Below are 16,252 nucleotides of genomic sequence, written 5' to 3' on the forward strand. Positions count from 1 at the left end.
GAGCCCAAAAGACTCACCATTTCTACATTTTGATTCAGTTATCAGAGGCCGTGATTATTAGAGTTCACGACGTCGGTAGCCGTAACCCAAAGCTGCGGCACCTGCCAGTAGCAGGATTCCGCCGGTCGCCAATAGGCCGAGGGCGTCCGCACCGGTTCGTGCAAGGGATGGTTCCTCAGGGTGGGAGGAGTTTCCGGTTATCGGAAGAGTGGGTACCTCTCTGGAAGGGCTTGGTTCGGGGGTTGGGTTTACCGGAGGTAGCTCAGGTGTTGCTTCGGGAGTTGGCTCGGGTGAGGGCTCCGGGGAAGGCTCTGGGCTGGGCTCAGGTGAAGGTTCGGGGGTTGGGTTTACCGGAGGTAGCTCAGGTGTTGCTTCGGGAGTTGGCTCGGGTGAGGGCTCCGGGGAAGGCTCTGGGCTGGGCTCAGGTGAAGGTTCGGGGGTTGGGTTTACCGGAGGTAGCTCAGGTGTTGCTTCGGGAGTTGGCTCGGGTGAGGGCTCCGGGGAAGGCTCTGGGCTGGGCTCAGGTGAAGGTTCGGGGGTTGGGTTTACCGGAGGTAGCTCAGGTGTTGCTTCGGGAGTTGGCTCGGGTGAGGGCTCCGGGGAAGGCTCTGGGCTAGGTTCAGGTGAGGGCTCCGGGGTTGGTTCTGGAGTATTTTCAGCCTTTGTGGAAACTAAACGAACGGCCTGATCTTCAGTATTGGGCTTTACCTCAACATCGACAAAAGTGTCTGGTTCTAGTTGGTAGCCTTTGGGAGCTGCAACTTCCTTCAGAGCGTACCGGCCAGGTTCGAATAGAAGACCTTGGTCGGTCTTTATCAAGCCATCCTGGTCAGCATAGGGGAGCTTCTTGATGGCCTCGGGGGACAGTTCATTTAGATCTCCTTGGTAGAAAGTGATCTTGCCGTCAGCATTGGAGGTGTATAGATCCTCGACTAGCTTCTTGTCGTGGTTGGCATTCCAAAGTTCGAACTTGGCGCCTTCAAGGTGTAGGTTGGCATCCTTAGTTGATACCTTTTCCAATTCTAGAGCAGAAGGAATCGCACGGTAAGTACGGTAGTACTGTTGGCGAAGCATCAATTTCGGCGCTTCCGGATCAACAAAGAAACGGAAAGTTAGCTGACGATTCGGGATATCAGTATCTACATATACATAGCCAGGGATCTGCTTATTTCGGACTTCTTCCCAAGCGGCTTGATCTAGGCTCGAACGATAGTTAGGTTGGATGAAATCGTAGATACGGTCGCCTGAAGCGTAATCAGTATCCTTGTGGTAAACCTTGAGCCAAACGCGATTCTTAAATAAATCGGGCTTGGAGTTGGCAAGATCTTCAAGAGGTAGAGCAGTGTAAGTGCCTTCTTTAAGCTGGGGAGGCATAGCAAAATTTTCTTTATCTCCTGTACCAGGGAAAATCTTGCCGGTTGTCTTTGTTAAGCGCTCTTCGAAGGGAGCTTCCGGGGTATAACCAAGGAGTTCACGGTACTGCTTATCGGAAACATCGTGAATCTCAACTTCGGGTACACGCCAGTAGCGTTGAAAACTATGGATTACTGCCGCGGACATGCCGTAGCCAACGGTGTGCATGTCATTGGTGTCGTAGATACCGGTTACTTCACCATCAGGAATTTGGAAATCGTACTGGAGTAGACGGTTGACTTCCGGTGCATCAGTGTTACGGTCCCAAGCCTTAATCCACACTGGAACAACACCGGAGCGTTTCATGATCGGATCGTAGTCGGTGAACTGAGATTGAGCATCCGCATATTCAGGAACGGGTTCCTTATCTAGCAAAACATTGGTTGCCGGAATATAGAAGTAAGGGTCGCAAGGATCGGCCCAATCATAGGTGCCATCTGGTTGAACGCGGCAGAAAGTAGCCTTAGGGCGCAAAACCGTGTTCTGGACTCCGGAGTTGGGCCCAAATTTGACCACATAGTTGCGTACGACGTGAATGGTGTCCTGCGGTTGGAATGGGTAGATTCCCGCATCGACGAATGAAAGCTCACCCGTGTTTGAGGACTCTATAAACCTCCAGTTGAGCAGGTTGATTCCATCACGCCAGCTGTAGGTAGTAGGGTAGAAGCTCTGGAAAGCCTTTACCATTTCCTTTTCGCGGCCTTCAGGCAGTGAATCCAAATGTTCATGGTATTTTTTCCAAGCAACGAAGTAGGTGTAGGAGGCATTAACCTCTTTACCATTTTTCATCGTGAAGGTAATGTCCTTGCCGCGGAATTGCCAAATCTTACGGAACTCTTCGGGGTACTCGTCGCCATGATCGGTGCCATCGAAATACATCACCTCAAGACGCTGATGAGTGGCATTGACTGGTTCAATGGGCATGATCGTTTCAGATGCTTTCGGCAAAGTCTCTGGATCTAGGTCAGGGCCGGCGGCAGTTGCTGTCAGTACCCCAGCTGATGCTAGCGAAATACCTACTGAAGCGGCAAAGAGTTTTTTAACGGAGCGTTTCCGGATCAAGGGTTACCTCTCAAGTGATTTTGGTGCTTCGGTGGAAAAGTCTGTCATTTCTGAAATCGTTTTCCTAAGAGTTTCTACATTACCAAAGTCCTAATCGTTGGGCACTTCAGAGCGGCGTTTCGGTGTCTGGTTAGACAAAATATTCCCCCTGCCGGTTGAGGCAGGGGGAATAAGAACCTATAGGTTCAGTTTTGCTCAGTGATTGTTACGACGACGAGCAACGATTAGTAGCGCACCACCACCAGCTAGAGCAGCGCCAGCAACACCTAGGGTGATTAGGCCGTTAGAACCGGTCAACGGGAGGTTGAAGCCACCGTTCTTCTTGGTGTTCGGAACCTTGATTTCTAGGGGAGCGGTCTGGTTGGCGTCCTTCAGGGTGAAGCGGATTGCTTCGGGTAGAAGTTCGTGATCATCAGGAGCCTTGGTTTCAGTCAAGCAGAACTTGCGATCCTCACCCACAGCCGCGTTGTTTGCGAAGTTGGTTAGCTGTAGACCCTGGATGGTGACTTCGCCATTTTCACCGGTGGTGAAGGTATTGGCGGTGCCCACGGTCAGGTTCGTGTTCATATCATCGCAGTAGTTCAACTTGAATTCCGCGCCCTTTAGCTTGGTACCTTCGGCACCAGCCTCGAACTTAATAACCTTGACCTGGCCTAGCTTGGTCGTAACCTTGTTAGAAGGAACTGCAGGCTTTTTGACCGCATTGTTGTCATCGTAGGGTGCCTCTGGGGTCTCCTTCTTAGCATTCTCTGAGGAAGGTAGACGGCTTAGGTCGTTTTCGTTGAAGTCAGCCGAGGGGGCAAGGTAAGCAACATTGTCAATGTTGCCATCTGCCGGGAATGATTCCAAGGTAGCCTTAAGGGTAACGACAACCTTTAGGTCAGCATTGGTGGTACGCTCTGCAGCTAGCTTTGTAAGGCCTGAGTCGTTGAAAGTAACGACCAGCTTGTGATCTTCCTTCGTAAGGGTGTAATCGTCAGCGGTCAAATTAACGCCGGCAGCAGTGACCGTGATATCACCGTCACCGGTCTTTAGCTTAGCTGACTCAGAGAGCGTATCAACGACAACGTACTTGCCGTTCATATTCAACGGAACGGAGGAAGTAAGGGTATAGGTGACGTCTCCACCCAACTGAACCTTGTCATCAGCTAGACCCTTTTCGATCTTGATAACTTCGTTCTTCGGGTAGACATGAACGGTATCTAGCCACTTAGTGGTGTCATCGGGGTTGGTCAGCGGTAGCGCTACCACAAAGGGCTTCGCCGGAACTAGTGAACCAGCGGGGGACTTGCTGGTACCAACTTCAGAAACAAGGTAGTAGCCGGGAGTCAGAGCGTCGAAGGAAGCAACGCCATCAGCATCGGTAACTTTACTTGTACCTGTTTCATCCAGAGCACCTAGAAGGGAAGTGTCGTGGTTTTCGTTGAATTTTTCGGCAACCTTGGAGCCATTTACCCAGCCTTCGTTAGTGGTCAGATCAAAAGCGGTAAGCTTCTGGACCTTGAAGGTCACGCCAGCAATTGCCTTGGTGGTGGGGGCGTTCTTTTTGGTACCGTTACCTTCCGCACCGGCGGGGGTGGGCTGTTCATGCTTGTGAACGCGTAGGTTGGTGCTCTGGTTTAGAGCAGGCAGGGTAGCAGGGATGGTGCCCTCGACGGTGCCCTCGGTGGTGCTGGCGTCCGGGCCTGGCTCTACTGCCATAGCCGAGGTTGAGAAACCTAGGGCGCCGATGCTTAGAACTGCCGCTGCAGCACAAAGCTGGTGCAACTTCTTATTGGTTTTCATTGAAGAATCCTCCATAGATTCGTTTGTTTTCACTGTTTTCAGTTGCGCATAGCCGAACGGCGACGCAATACGATGGCGGCACCAAGCAGCAAGCTGCCGGCGGTAAGTGCCCAGATGATCCCGCGACCGCCAGAAGCAGGCAGATGTCCAGCCTCCACGTCGCGAACCTTGATCACACCGAAGGGCACTTTATCTGCCCCTAGGCCCTTGTCCTTGGTGATGAAATCAGAGAGACCATCACCAAAGGTAACTTCACCTTGGGGCGAGAGCTTAAACCGCACCGGCTGTGCCATCAGTTCATGACCGGTTGGTGCCTTTGTTTCAGCTAGCCAATACCAAGTGCCTGGCGTCAGATCACGCCAAGTAAACTCACTTGCTGCTTCGGCAGGCTGACCATCATTAGGCAGCTCTACACCCTCGATTGTTGGCGAGGTATACAACCCGCCAACATTTCCGTCCTTGTCATTGAAGACCTTAAACTCAGCTCCCCTGACCGGGTCGTTATTCCCGTCAAGTTTCTTCACTATTAGGTCTGCAACTACGACAAGGCCGAAGTCATTATGCTGGACATTTTCCATTCGTCCACCGTTCTGGAAGGAAGGAATGCCCTTGACAACTACGTTTTCAATAAACGTATTGCCTTGTTCCGTACCAGCCTGAAGTACACGTTCGCGCTTGTTCTTCAAAATCAGTTCAATCTTGAAGTCTCCCTTAGGAACTGTGTAGAACTGGTAATCACCCGAAGCATCCGTAACTTGAATGATCTCCTGGCGCCCCATTGGTTGACCCTCAGTGTTACGAATAATTACCGGGGTCCCATCCGGACCAGGTTCAGTGAGAGCCATACAGTGGTCTTCATCAGAATCCTGGCCATCAGCAGTCAGTGCCGGGGTACAAGGAGCACCTAAAACCGGAGTGCCGTCCATATGCAGAAGGCGCAACTTGTATCCCTCAAGAGGTAGGTCTCCATCGGTAAAGTCACCAGTGCGCTTACGGTCTAAATAGACCCGGCCAGAAATCAGTGATGCGTAAGCCTTAGTAGAGACTTTTTCAGGGTCGGGAATCGAAGACTGTCCGGGCGCAAAGCCAGACATATGAATAGACGTGGTACCAAAACTATTCACGTAACGGTCAGCATTGTGATTTGCCCAAGTTTGGAAAGTTAACCCAAAGGTATAGGTATTTTCACTCAACATCTTCGGAATATCGAAACGCAAGGCAGTAATATGCTTTGCCCCAGGTTGATCCTGGGCCTCGATAGCCTCCTGAGTCAGCAACTGCCAATTCGTATCCAGCGTCGGGGTCTTATCGATGGCGCGCTTAGCACGACCCTTACAGATCGCAATATCGTTCTCATCCGCATTCGTCGGACACATCGAAACCTTTGTTGGATCGTCGGTGGTGTAGTAGATCTTCGGGGTTGATTCTTCATCAAGTGACTCATCAGAGGTCTTAGTCATCGAAGGAATCTGCTTCAGCCAGTACTCGCCAAAGTAGTCAGTTTCACGATGATCCCCACGGTAGGGAAGAACGTCAATAAGCTGGCCAGAACCAAACGGCGTATTCGTCGAGTTCATGACCGTAACCTCATGACGGAAAGTACCTTCAATCGGTACCACCTGATCAGAAACCGACTTATTAGAAGTAAGTACCGAAATAGAAGGGATAATAACCGACTGCGTAGCAGTCCCAGGGGTTTCAACCTCGTAAGCACTTTCCTGAGGCAGCTTAGCCGTTTCTGCCGGGGTAGAGTAGATCAGTTTCCCATCTTTGATCTCTTTGAGATAAGGCATGCCGGTCACCCGGTAGACGTCAAGAACGTCAAACTTCATGCCCGGGGATGCCCACGGGGGAGTGTTCAAAGGTAGCTTTAAACGGCGATTCCAATCCTGGAAGTTCACTGAAGGACGAGCAGAATTCTGTGCCACCCAACCCTTGGGGAAGAAGGGGTCTTTATTTGGGTCGTCGGTTAGATTAGGCTCATCACCTAAACTCCAACGGCGTTCAATGTAGTTATTTAGCGAGATGGAACAGTCGCTAGGATCGCTAATATCGTAACCATCGCCTACATAGGTATACTCCGGTCCCAAGATCTGTTCACCAGGCGAAGAACGCTCTAGATTCGGGCGTAGACACTTTGAGAGGTAGAAACGAGCAATGTACTGGTTAGGATTACCATCATCATCGTTCTTATTCAAGGCCACATTAACACCGTTTTGAACCGTGACCGCAGGTACTGAGTAGAAATCCACGGTAGTGCTACCAACGTTATTGGCTTTCAAAGTACCGGCATTAGAGCCTCTAGTTCCGACGATTGCAGAGGGAAGGACAATATGGTTTCGGTACGGGTCCGTCCAAACTTCCTTAGTAACCGGTTTTTCCGTATGGGTTTCTTCATCCCATTCCGAATAAGTGACCTCTTTAGAAACACGCAAGGCGTTAGTAGTGATGTAGAACTTCTTACCATCCTCGTACTTGTATCCAGGGGTATTAGGATCGACGATTACCGGAGTTTTGTTACCCGGATAGAAGATCTTAACTTGGTTATCCTCATGGATAAGACGAGGGGAGTTGGCAATAATGAAGTTCGGGTCGCCCAATGAAGCACGATAGCGAATCGTCAATGGACGTGTTAAAGCAGGTTCTCCGGGGAGCTTAATCATAAAGCCCGAGATCTTTTTCATTGATCCAAATGCACTTGCCGGAGCAATTTCGATATTTTCTTTGGTATCCGCAGGGTTCTCCGGGTCTGCATGTTGGTAGATCAACTTCCACTGATCCGGATTAGTGCAATCGGGAGAGTTATCGGCTCCCATTACGTCCTGGCTAGTGACGTAGATTTGCGCGAAGGGGAATGCCTGCACTAGGGAAGCATACGAGGAGCCGTTAATCGAAATGAAATCTTTAGCGCCGAAGCCACTGCCGCCCTGCATCACCTGAGTGCCAGGCTTCCAAGCAACACAAATCGAAGGATTATTAGTCGCATCTTCGTTAGAAACCGTTAGTTCTACGAAGGCGTTGGAAAGGGGAGCGCGGTTCTCGATCTGAGGGTTGGCTACAAAGGAATCAGGGATGAAGGTGGTTAACTTGGGATTGTTGAAAATCGAAAGTGAACGACCATTAATAGGGTAGTCGTCTTTGAAAGTGGGTGAGCATCCAGCTTCGCCTAGCTTGCAGACTTTAAGATTCACGTCCAACTTGGCGCAGTTGTTATTCGGCATACCCCACTTGCCTGCCCTAGGTGAATTGACGCCTAGAGACTTATCGGCGGTAGGAGTATCACAAGATTGATTACTGCCTGGATCGACTTGATTGTCTCCTTGGAAGGGATGCCCGACCAAAGCTGGGACATCAAAGGCTGAACCATTTTCAACCTTGACCTTAGTGAAGTTTCCATTCTTGTCTACGACATCCAGACGAGTGACTAGTTTATTAGTCTCCGTACGGCTTAAGTTTTCCGTAGGAACATAAATCTTGAACGGAACTCGATTGTAAATGCCGCTAGCATAACGACCCTGGACATAGGGGTTACCATTATCGTCTACTTGAGCGCGTTCAAACTTGCCATCATCGTATTGAACAATTACATCTGAGGCAGAGAAAAGGCGTAAACCGTCGGGAGAGGTTGGGATTTCAAGGGTGTAACGGCTAATTTGATCCATCGCTACACGATAAATCTGACCATTCGTGCTGTAACCGCCACCAAGCCAGGCCTCTGACATATTCCATGTATGTGTAAGATCTGAATAAGCGGTTAAGCCAATATACCGCTTGTTATTGATAGTAATTTCAGCTGGATCCACAAAAGTGGAAGTGATTGATTGGTCTAATCTGGCGATCGCAAGAACATTCAGATCTTTATCGGAAACCACGGTGTCCATTGGTTCGTTGTTCCAGTCGGTTCCCTTTAGATGAAGCTGGAATGAACCAGAGGTGTTTCCTGAAGTTCGGCGAGGTTCAGTGGTACTTACGTCGATGGTAAATTCAGCTGAAACGTTCATATTAGGTTGGATGTCAACCTGCCAACTACCATCGGGATTTACTGAAACGCCAAGACCTGAAACCTTAGCTTGGTTTAGACGGTGGGTAGGGTAAATAATCGAACCTGACTCATTACCCAAGAGTGTGCCGGTGCGAATCCACTCTGGGCGAAGCTTGAACGAAATGCCTTGTTCCTTGGTTTTCGCATTAAGGTTGATATGGTACGTGGCTAAACCACCAGCACAAACATTGTTGTCAGTCGGGGATTCATCCCCAATCGGGTACCCGTTTTCAGTGCTGATAATGCATCGTGATCCGCGGAGAGAGGGATCCTGTCCTACACCTGCCTGATCCAATGTGAGGCGATAGGTCACTAGAGATTTTCCGCGTTCAACTACTCCCTGTTGGCCCGGTTTAAGCACGGGAGGCTCGGGGGAAGGGTCTTCCGCTGCGCGGCGTGTTCGAGTTTTAGCGGCGCCGACTTCTGAAGATGGTGCTGTGTTAGCATTCGGCGCTTCAGGGGAAAGCGAATTGCTTTTAGCTCCCTCTGTGGGTGATGGCTTTGCGTCGGGCCGATCAGCCTCTTCCACTGTGACTTTGTAGTTTTCAGGGGTGGGCTCAGAGGTAGACGCTTTCGCTGTCGCAGTACCTTCAGTGGTATCGGCGGCCTGTGCGAAAGGTCCCGCCTGTAGCAGAGGTGCAACACCTAGTGAGAGGGCTGCAAAAAGAGATGCAAGACCTGCTCTAACCTGATGTCGAGATGGATTGAACTGCATGGTTCTCCTAAAATCCGAGAGAGTGCACAGCTGAGTTGCTTCGTTAAATTAAGTATGGCATCGATTTCATGGCGTGTGTCTGAAAAATAAAACAAGATTAGTCACACTCTGTAAGTTGCGTGTCCGAACTTAACAAAAGTGCCCAGTAAGCTGTTGTTTTCTTGCTCACAGGAGAGCTAAATGTAGTTTCGGTTACAAAAAATGACTATAATTTTGACAATTAGAAAGTGAGGATTTCGAGGATGAATAAGACTCAACAACAAGATGTGCTAGTGATCGGCGAAGCACTAGTCGATATCGTCAAAAAAGCTGGGAATGTCGCGGAACATCCCGGTGGATCCCCGGCGAATGTAGCCTTGGGGCTCTCCCGTTTGGGTACTCCCGCCGTGTTGCTGACTTGGTTAGCACATGATCGGTATGGAGAAATGATTGAAGCTCACCTAAAAGCAAATGGGGTTCAGGTCCAAACTGCTTCTTTTGCCGCGCATAAAACTTCCTCGGCGCTGGCTACAATTCAAGAGAATGGCTCGGCAGTATACGATTTTGATGTTACTTGGGAGCTTCCGGCCGCGACTTTGAATGGTACTGAGGCACTAATTCATGTGGGCTCTTTTTCGGCTTTAATGGCCCCTGGTTCGAAACGGATCTTAGAGCTTCTGAAACAGGCCAAAACCCGGACCGTCATCTCTTATGATCCCAATGCGCGTCCAGCCCTGATGGGGACGCCCGCCGAGGCTCGGGAAGCGCTTCGGCAGCTCTTACCTCTTGTTGATGTCGTAAAGCTCTCTGACGAAGATTCACAATGGTTCTTTAATCTTGATCCTACTAAAGCGGACCAGCGCTTGAAACTGGCCGAAACGATTTTTGAATACGGAGTAAAACTGCTCTTTATAACTGCCGGTAAGTCAGGAGCCTACCTACTTAGTGCTTCAGGGTATGAGCTCGTGCAGCAAGCTGGAGAAGTTGAAGTCGTGGACACCGTAGGAGCTGGGGATTCCTTTATGGCAGCTATTCTGGATGGGCTCAGGAGGCTTGATTGTCTAGGGGAGCAAGGCAAGGAGAAAATCGGCAAATTGTCTATTCCAGAACTTGAAAAGTTACTGAATTATGCCTCGAGGGTTGCTGACGTGACCGTCTCGCGGGCGGGGGCTAACCCGCCCACCCAAGACGAGGTCGCTTGGTAGGTTTTTTGAATGGGTCATCTTAGGGGCGTTAACTAGTCCCCTAGGAAAAGGTGGGAACTTAACGCTTCCTCGGCCAATATGACCCTTATTTCGCTGTTTGTGGCCCCTTTAACGCGCAATTTTGTGCCCGAAGTGCCTGAAATCCCTTAAAGTTGGGATATGCGAAAAAAGAGTGTTGCGAAAATCGCCCTTGGGGCTGCCGGTCTGGGTGGCGCCCTTTACGGAGCCTACCAGTTAACCCAGCCCAAGTACTTTGAACTTGCTGAGGCCCAGAAGCGTCCAGTTAAGGTCATTGTGGCCGGTGGCGGCTACATCGGCCTGATCGCGGCCCAGAATCTGCGTCGTCGCTTCCGTCCTGAGGACGTGCAGATCACCGTGATTGATCCGCGTCCCTATATGACCTACCAGCCGTTCCTACCTGAGGCTGCCGGCGGTAATATCGAGGCTCGCCACGTCGTGGCCCCGCACCGAATCGCACTGCCCGGTTGTGAACTGGTCGTCGGCTCCATCGCCGGAATCAACCACGCCCAAAAGAAGGTAACTATCCGTCCGGAAACCGGTGAAACCCACCAGGGTGAAAACCCCACCTATGAGCGCGAATACGACCACATCATCATTGGCCTGGGCGCCCAACCGCGCACACTGCCCATTCCAGGCCTAGCCGATATGGCACTTGGGTTCAAACAGGTCGAGGAAGCCATTAACCTGCGTAACCGCGTCCTAACCAAGATTGAAACTGCCTCATCTACCCTCGATGATGCTGAACGTGAACGCCTATTAACCTTCGTCTTTGTGGGTGGCGGATTCGCTGGTATTGAGGCTATCGGCGAGGTCGAAGACATGGCCCGTGCCGCCGTTCGCCGCATCGATAACCTAGAGATGTCGCAGTTGCGCTTTGTGATGGTGGAAGGCGCCCGTCGGATTCTTCCTGAGCTAGGGGAGGAGCTAGGCGGCTACGCCCTTGAACAGCTCACCAACCGTGGTATCGAAGTAAAGCTAAACACGTTCCTCTCCTCTTGCGAAAACGGTCATATCGTCTTGTCTGACGGTACCGAGTTTGAAGCTGACACCCTAGTTTGGACTGCTGGTGTAAAGGCTAATCCGGTCCTTGGTGAATCCGACCTTCCGCTGGATGAACGCGAGCGCGTTATCACCAACGCGAAGCTTCAGGTTATTGATGGCACCGAGGTTGTCGAGGGTGCTTGGGCTGCCGGTGACTGTGCCGCCGTTCCCGACCTATACGCACCGGGAGAAGCTACCTGCCCGCCCACCGCACAGCATGCGGTCCGTCAAGGACGCGCCCTCGCCGAAAACCTTGCCGCTCACCTAGCAGGTCAGGAACTTCAGAACTACGCCCACAAGAACGTTGGTACCGTAGCTTCGCTGGGCCTGATGAAGGGCGTAGCAGAGATTATGGGTGTGAAACTTCGTGGTCCCATGGCCTGGTTTGCCCACCGTTCCTACCATATGCTGGCTATGCCCACTTGGAACCGTAAGGCACGGATCGTTGCTGACTGGACGATGGCAATGCTCTTCCAACGTGAAATCGTAGCCCTTGGGTCTCTGACCTCTCCACGGGCAGCATTCCAGCAGGCAGCAGAAGCTGATGCAAAGCGTCGTGAAGCACGGAGTGCAGACAAGAGTCCCGCTAAGGTGATTTCCTCGCCGGCAACTCCGCAGCAAAAGGCGCGGATGGCATAACAAACACCCACTAATCGATTGTCCCCAAGGTTCATAGTCTGCTTCCTTGGGGACAGTTTTTTGCGCAGGGGCAAGTTTAAATCGCCCACTTTGCGGGCTACAATAGCACTATGGATACAAAGACACGCGAATGGGCCGCCAATTTTGCCCAGTTTATTGTTGACTCACCCTCTTGCTACCATGCTGCTGCTTCGGTTGCGAAACGTCTTGATGCTGCTGGATTCCGACGTCAAGAAGAAAGTGAAACTTGGGACGCTACCCCCGGCGGGCACTACATTGTGCGCGATGGTGCAGTGTTGGCTTACTGGATTCCTCAGGGGGCTACGCCAAAGACCCCCTTCCGTGTAGTTGGCGTACATACTGATTCACCTGGTTTAAAACTAAAGCCACACCCGGATGCTACGACTCCAGAAGGTTTTAAACACTTGGGAGTGGAAGTCTATGGCGGCCCGCTATTTAATAGCTGGTTGGACCGCGATCTTGAACTAGCCGGCCGCGTCACCACCCGCGATGGTCGAGTTCTCTTGGCTCGTACTGGTGCGATTATGCGAGTACCGCAACTTGCTATCCACTTGGATCGAACCGTCAATAATGAGGGTTTGAAGCTTTCTGCTCAGAAGCACCTGCACCCGATTTGGGGTATCAACTCTGAAGGTGACTTCCTTTCCTTCCTTGCTGAGAAGCTGGGATTGAGCAATGCCTCTGAAATTGTCGGTTATGACCTCATTACGGTAGATGCGCAAGCACCTAACTTCCTAGGTGCACAGGGTGAATTAATGGCCGGCGGGCGTATGGATAACCTAGTCGGTACTTACGCCGGCTTGGTGGCCATGGAGGAACTAGTGGCCAACGGTGGTCCCGCCGACGGCGCGATCTGCGTTCTAGCTGCTTTCGACCATGAAGAAGTTGGTTCTTCCACCCGTGCAGGTGCAGCCGGTCCGATCCTTGAAGACGTGCTACGCCGCACCCATGATGCGCTTGGTGGTACCGAAGAGACCTTCCGGGCGGTAATTTCACTATCTAACTGTATGTCCTCTGATGTCGGCCATTCAGTACATCCCAACTATTCAGAACGCCACGATCCTGACAACCGTCCGGTCCTTGGTGGCGGTCCCATGCTTAAGGTTAATGCGCAGCAGCGCTACACCACTGACGCCCTAGGTGAGAGCATCTGGGAGAAGGCCCTAGTTGATGCCGGTCTAAAGGGACAGGTATTCGTGTCCAATAATGACATGCCCTGCGGCTCCACCATTGGCCCCATCACAGCTACCCGCTTGGGTCTCTTGACCTTCGATGTGGGTATTGCGATCCTCTCTATGCACTCTGTTCGCGAACTCTGCCACGTGCAGGATCTACTAGATCTTTCAGCCGTGATGGGGACCTATTGGCACGGGGCAGCTTATAACGGTAAGCACTGAACCCGATAAGCGAGCTCAAAGCTCTCACCGGGTGCTAGGTTGACTGCCTGATCGTAAATTCGACCAGCTTCAACACAAATCATCTGCCGGTATTCTTGATCTTCCATATCAGGGATACCGGCAGCACCTGTTTCTGCCGGATTCCAGACAATCATGTTGCTGGCGTTGGTCGCTGAGATCCGAACTCGGCGGTTTAGCACCGGATCGACGATCTCAACTGGTTTGCTCTCATAGAACACTCGGTCGATGCCCACTGGGTTCACTAGGGGACCTTCTTGGGAGAAGTGTTCCGGGCTGAGGAACGGGTTACAAGCGTCGAGTCCGTCAACGCCTTCGACCTGTACATTTTCGATATCGCCGATGCGGAAGTACGTATGTAGGGCAAGTTCAAAAGAAAACTCTTCATCGGTTAGGTTCTCTACGTGGAAGCGGACGTTTAGGTCTTCTCCCACAGTAACCTCGTAGCGGGCCTCAAACTGATAGGGGAAATGCTCAGGACCGTTTAAGCCTTCTAGATCAGCACTTTTTAGTGTCCAGGTGGCTGTCGTGCTGGTAGAGTCGCTGCTTTCGCCCTCAAAGTTCCAATGGGCAAAACGGGCAAAGCCGTGTTTGGGTGCTAAGCCTGGGAAACGGCCGGCATTAAACCATGGGAACATGACTGGGATGCCGCCTCTAATGGGGGCTGAGGGAGAGAAGTCTGCCAGATTTGAAGTCCATAGTACGGAGGTTTCAGTACTATTGGGGGTCCATTGGGCAACTTGGGCACCGTAGTCTGAGACTAGGGCTTTTGAGGTGGGTGATTCTAGTTCGTGTAAGTGTTTTTCCATGGTTAAAGCGTAGCGCGATCTAGGTCACTTTTCACTTGCAATACTGCCTTTAGCTGGCCGTGTGACTGCGCTCCTCGCTTGCGAGGGTAACCGTTGGTTGACAATACAAAAAGGGTGTGGGGCTGGAATACTTTCGTATCCCAGCCCCACACCCTTTGAGGTGTTTAGCTAAAAGCTATTTCACTTCTTCCAGCCCAGCATCTGCTTGGGGAAGGTGGTGTAGCCGTTGGCGCCTAGGTTAGCTAGGCCTTCCTTGGTGGCCACCATTGAAGGACCAGAGAAGAGCGGTAGCCAGCCAGCCTGGGCTAGAGCAGCCTTTTCAGCTTCGTTACCAAACTTCAGAGAGTCGGCTTCGTTGTCAGCTTCAGTTGACTTACGGATCATTTCATCGATTTCCGGGGAGCCTAGAGAGGTCTTGGATAGACCGGAATCGGAGCCGTAAACCTGGCCGACGTCAGCCATACCGAAGGGGTTGGACTGAGCGAAACCGGATAGCACGATGTCGAAGTTACGTTCTGACATGACGCGCTGGAAGTCGGTGGGCTTGTAGCTGTCTAGTTCAAGCTTCATGCCGACGTCCTTGGTCATCTTCTGGAGTGCGCCTAGCAGACCCTTGGTGATGGGGGATTCGCTGAACTGCGGGATGTGTAGTTCTAGAGTCTTGCCATCCTTGGTGCGGTAGTCGCCTTCCTTCTTCCAGCCGGCTTCGTCTAGAAGAGCATTGGCCTTGGCAGCATCGAACTTGCCTAGCTCGCCCATGTTGTCTTCATAGGAATCCTGGAAGGGCTTTAGAAGTAGCGAGCCTAGCGGCGGTTCCTTGTAGTCCATGCCAGCGAAACGGATGTTAACTAGGGTTTCGCGGTTAATGGCGTGCATGAAGGCTTCACGGACCTTCTTGTCCTTGAAGGCTTCAGACTTGGAGTTTAGCTGGATTAGGGCTAGGGACTTGGAAACAGCCTTGTAACGGCTAATGCCGTTCATGTCCTTGGTCTGGGCCAAACGGTCCTTGTTACCAATGCCGACAGCGTCAACAGTGCCGTTCTTGAAGGCGTTGATTTCAGCCTGGGCATCTAGTGCACGTAGGGTAACTAGGTCTAGCTTACCGGGCTGTCCCCACCACTTTTCGTTCTTTTCGAAGGTTACGTGGCCGGCGTTGAAATCAATTTCCTTGATCTTATACGGTCCTGCGCCCCACTCGGGGTGAGCGTTCTGGACGTAACCGGTGTTGAAGGTGTTTAGATCCTGTAGTGCCGGGTGGGCGATCATTTCGAAGTTCTTCTTCCACCATGGGTACTTGAACTTGTAGGTAACGACAACTTCCTTGTCGTTGGCGCCAGGCTTGACGGATTCCATATCCTTGTAGCCGTCGGTGTCATTAACGGCAATATCGTTGTTAGTGCCGTTACACATCTTCCAGACGGTTTCGAAGGCGCGCCAGTCAATGGGGGTGCCATCGTTGAAGGTAGCCTTGGGGTTAATCTTCCAAGTAACAACGGTCTTACCGTCGACTACTTCGTCCTTAACGCTTTCAATGTAATCGGGGTTAGCGTACCAGTGAGCGTTCTCATCGTAGAGTGCGATCTGCGGGTTGTACCAAGCGAAGATGGCGCTGGTATCGGTGTTCATATCCGCGTGGAAGGGGTTCATCTGCTTGGTGACTTCACCGACCGCTAGGGTAAGGTTGCCGCCGTCCTTTAGCTCGTCGTAGGACGCTGCTAGGTAGTCAGATGACTTTAGTGCGTTGCCGCCCTTGTCGCCGCCAGCTTCGCTGGTGCTAGTGGGGTTCTTAGCGTCGCTGCCGCTCTTATCCTTGTTGTCGGCGCTGCCGGAGCAGGCGGAGAGCAGCATTGAGCTGGCTGCTAGCACTGCTAGTGAGGCTTTGGTTAAACGCTTCATCGTTTCCTCCATGTTAGTGGTATTGCAGCTTCAATAGTGAGTAGCTGCGTAACTCATGCATAAAACTTTACTAAAGTATTAACAAAAAGGAAAGCTGAAACACATTTCTTTATTTAAATGTAATATTTTGCCTACTTTGATTGGTGGGAAATGTAGATTTTTTCCCGAAAATGCAACGATTGATGGATTTTAGATGGTTGGTAAAATTT

At 51.4% G+C, this 16,252-nt stretch carries 8 protein-coding genes; 3 read left to right on the top strand and 5 right to left on the bottom strand.

Going from position 1 to position 16,252, the window contains the following annotated elements:
* Positions 1–57: 57 nt before the first annotated feature.
* The 3 genes from BSR28_RS09070 to BSR28_RS07485 form a co-directional block, all read right to left on the bottom strand.
* The gene (locus BSR28_RS09070) at positions 58–2,475 is read right to left on the bottom strand and encodes a prealbumin-like fold domain-containing protein (protein WP_073713829.1); all 2,418 of its coding nucleotides are present in this window, start codon (positions 2,473–2,475) and stop codon (positions 58–60) included.
* A 195-nt stretch (positions 2,476–2,670) separates the two neighbouring features.
* The gene (locus tag BSR28_RS07480) at positions 2,671–4,260 is read right to left on the bottom strand and encodes a SpaH/EbpB family LPXTG-anchored major pilin (protein ID WP_073713830.1); all 1,590 of its coding nucleotides are present in this window, start codon (positions 4,258–4,260) and stop codon (positions 2,671–2,673) included.
* Positions 4,261–4,298: 38 nt separating this feature from the next.
* Positions 4,299–8,615 (bottom strand): SpaA isopeptide-forming pilin-related protein, encoded by a 4,317-nt coding sequence (locus tag BSR28_RS07485; protein WP_143237643.1) that lies wholly within the window; start codon positions 8,613–8,615, stop codon positions 4,299–4,301.
* Positions 8,616–9,259: 644 nt separating this feature from the next.
* Between BSR28_RS07485 and BSR28_RS07490 the strand changes: the two genes are divergently transcribed.
* The 3 genes from BSR28_RS07490 (at position 9,260) to BSR28_RS07500 (ending at position 13,320) form a co-directional block, all read left to right on the top strand.
* Positions 9,260–10,201 carry a carbohydrate kinase family protein gene (locus BSR28_RS07490; protein ID WP_073713832.1) on the top strand — a complete coding sequence of 314 codons (942 nt, stop codon included), beginning with the start codon at positions 9,260–9,262 and terminating at the stop codon, positions 10,199–10,201.
* A 159-nt stretch (positions 10,202–10,360) separates the two neighbouring features.
* Positions 10,361–11,902 (top strand): NAD(P)/FAD-dependent oxidoreductase, encoded by a 1,542-nt coding sequence (locus BSR28_RS07495; protein ID WP_083563209.1) that lies wholly within the window; start codon positions 10,361–10,363, stop codon positions 11,900–11,902.
* Between the two features lie 110 nt (positions 11,903–12,012).
* On the top strand, positions 12,013–13,320 hold the full coding sequence (locus tag BSR28_RS07500) for a M18 family aminopeptidase (protein ID WP_073713833.1): 1,308 nt from the start codon (positions 12,013–12,015) through the stop codon (positions 13,318–13,320).
* Here BSR28_RS07500 and BSR28_RS07505 read toward each other — a convergent pair.
* Both BSR28_RS07505 and BSR28_RS07510 read right to left on the bottom strand, forming a co-directional pair.
* Complete coding sequence (locus BSR28_RS07505) at positions 13,302–14,147, bottom strand: D-hexose-6-phosphate mutarotase (RefSeq protein ID WP_073713834.1); 846 nt, start codon at positions 14,145–14,147, stop codon at positions 13,302–13,304. The two genes, BSR28_RS07500 and BSR28_RS07505, sit on opposite strands and share 19 nt — an antisense overlap.
* Before the next feature lie 180 nt (positions 14,148–14,327).
* Entirely contained in the window at positions 14,328–16,043 is a 1,716-nt protein-coding gene (locus tag BSR28_RS07510; RefSeq protein WP_073713835.1) for an ABC transporter family substrate-binding protein, read from the bottom strand.
* Positions 16,044–16,252: the final 209 nt, after the last annotated feature.

The organism is Boudabousia liubingyangii (assembly GCF_001907245.1).
Lineage (GTDB): Bacteria > Actinomycetota > Actinomycetes > Actinomycetales > Actinomycetaceae > Boudabousia > Boudabousia liubingyangii.

Coding starts and splice junctions, on each gene's coding strand:
- BSR28_RS07480 (WP_073713830.1), bottom strand. CDS start 4,260: ATGAAAACCAATAAGAAGTTGCACCAGCTTTGTGCTGCAGCGGCAGTT.
- BSR28_RS07500 (WP_073713833.1), top strand. CDS start 12,013: ATGGATACAAAGACACGCGAATGGGCCGCCAATTTTGCCCAGTTTATT.
- BSR28_RS07490 (WP_073713832.1), top strand. CDS start 9,260: ATGAATAAGACTCAACAACAAGATGTGCTAGTGATCGGCGAAGCACTA.
- BSR28_RS07505 (WP_073713834.1), bottom strand. CDS start 14,147: ATGGAAAAACACTTACACGAACTAGAATCACCCACCTCAAAAGCCCTA.
- BSR28_RS07510 (WP_073713835.1), bottom strand. CDS start 16,043: ATGAAGCGTTTAACCAAAGCCTCACTAGCAGTGCTAGCAGCCAGCTCA.
- BSR28_RS07495 (WP_083563209.1), top strand. CDS start 10,361: ATGCGAAAAAAGAGTGTTGCGAAAATCGCCCTTGGGGCTGCCGGTCTG.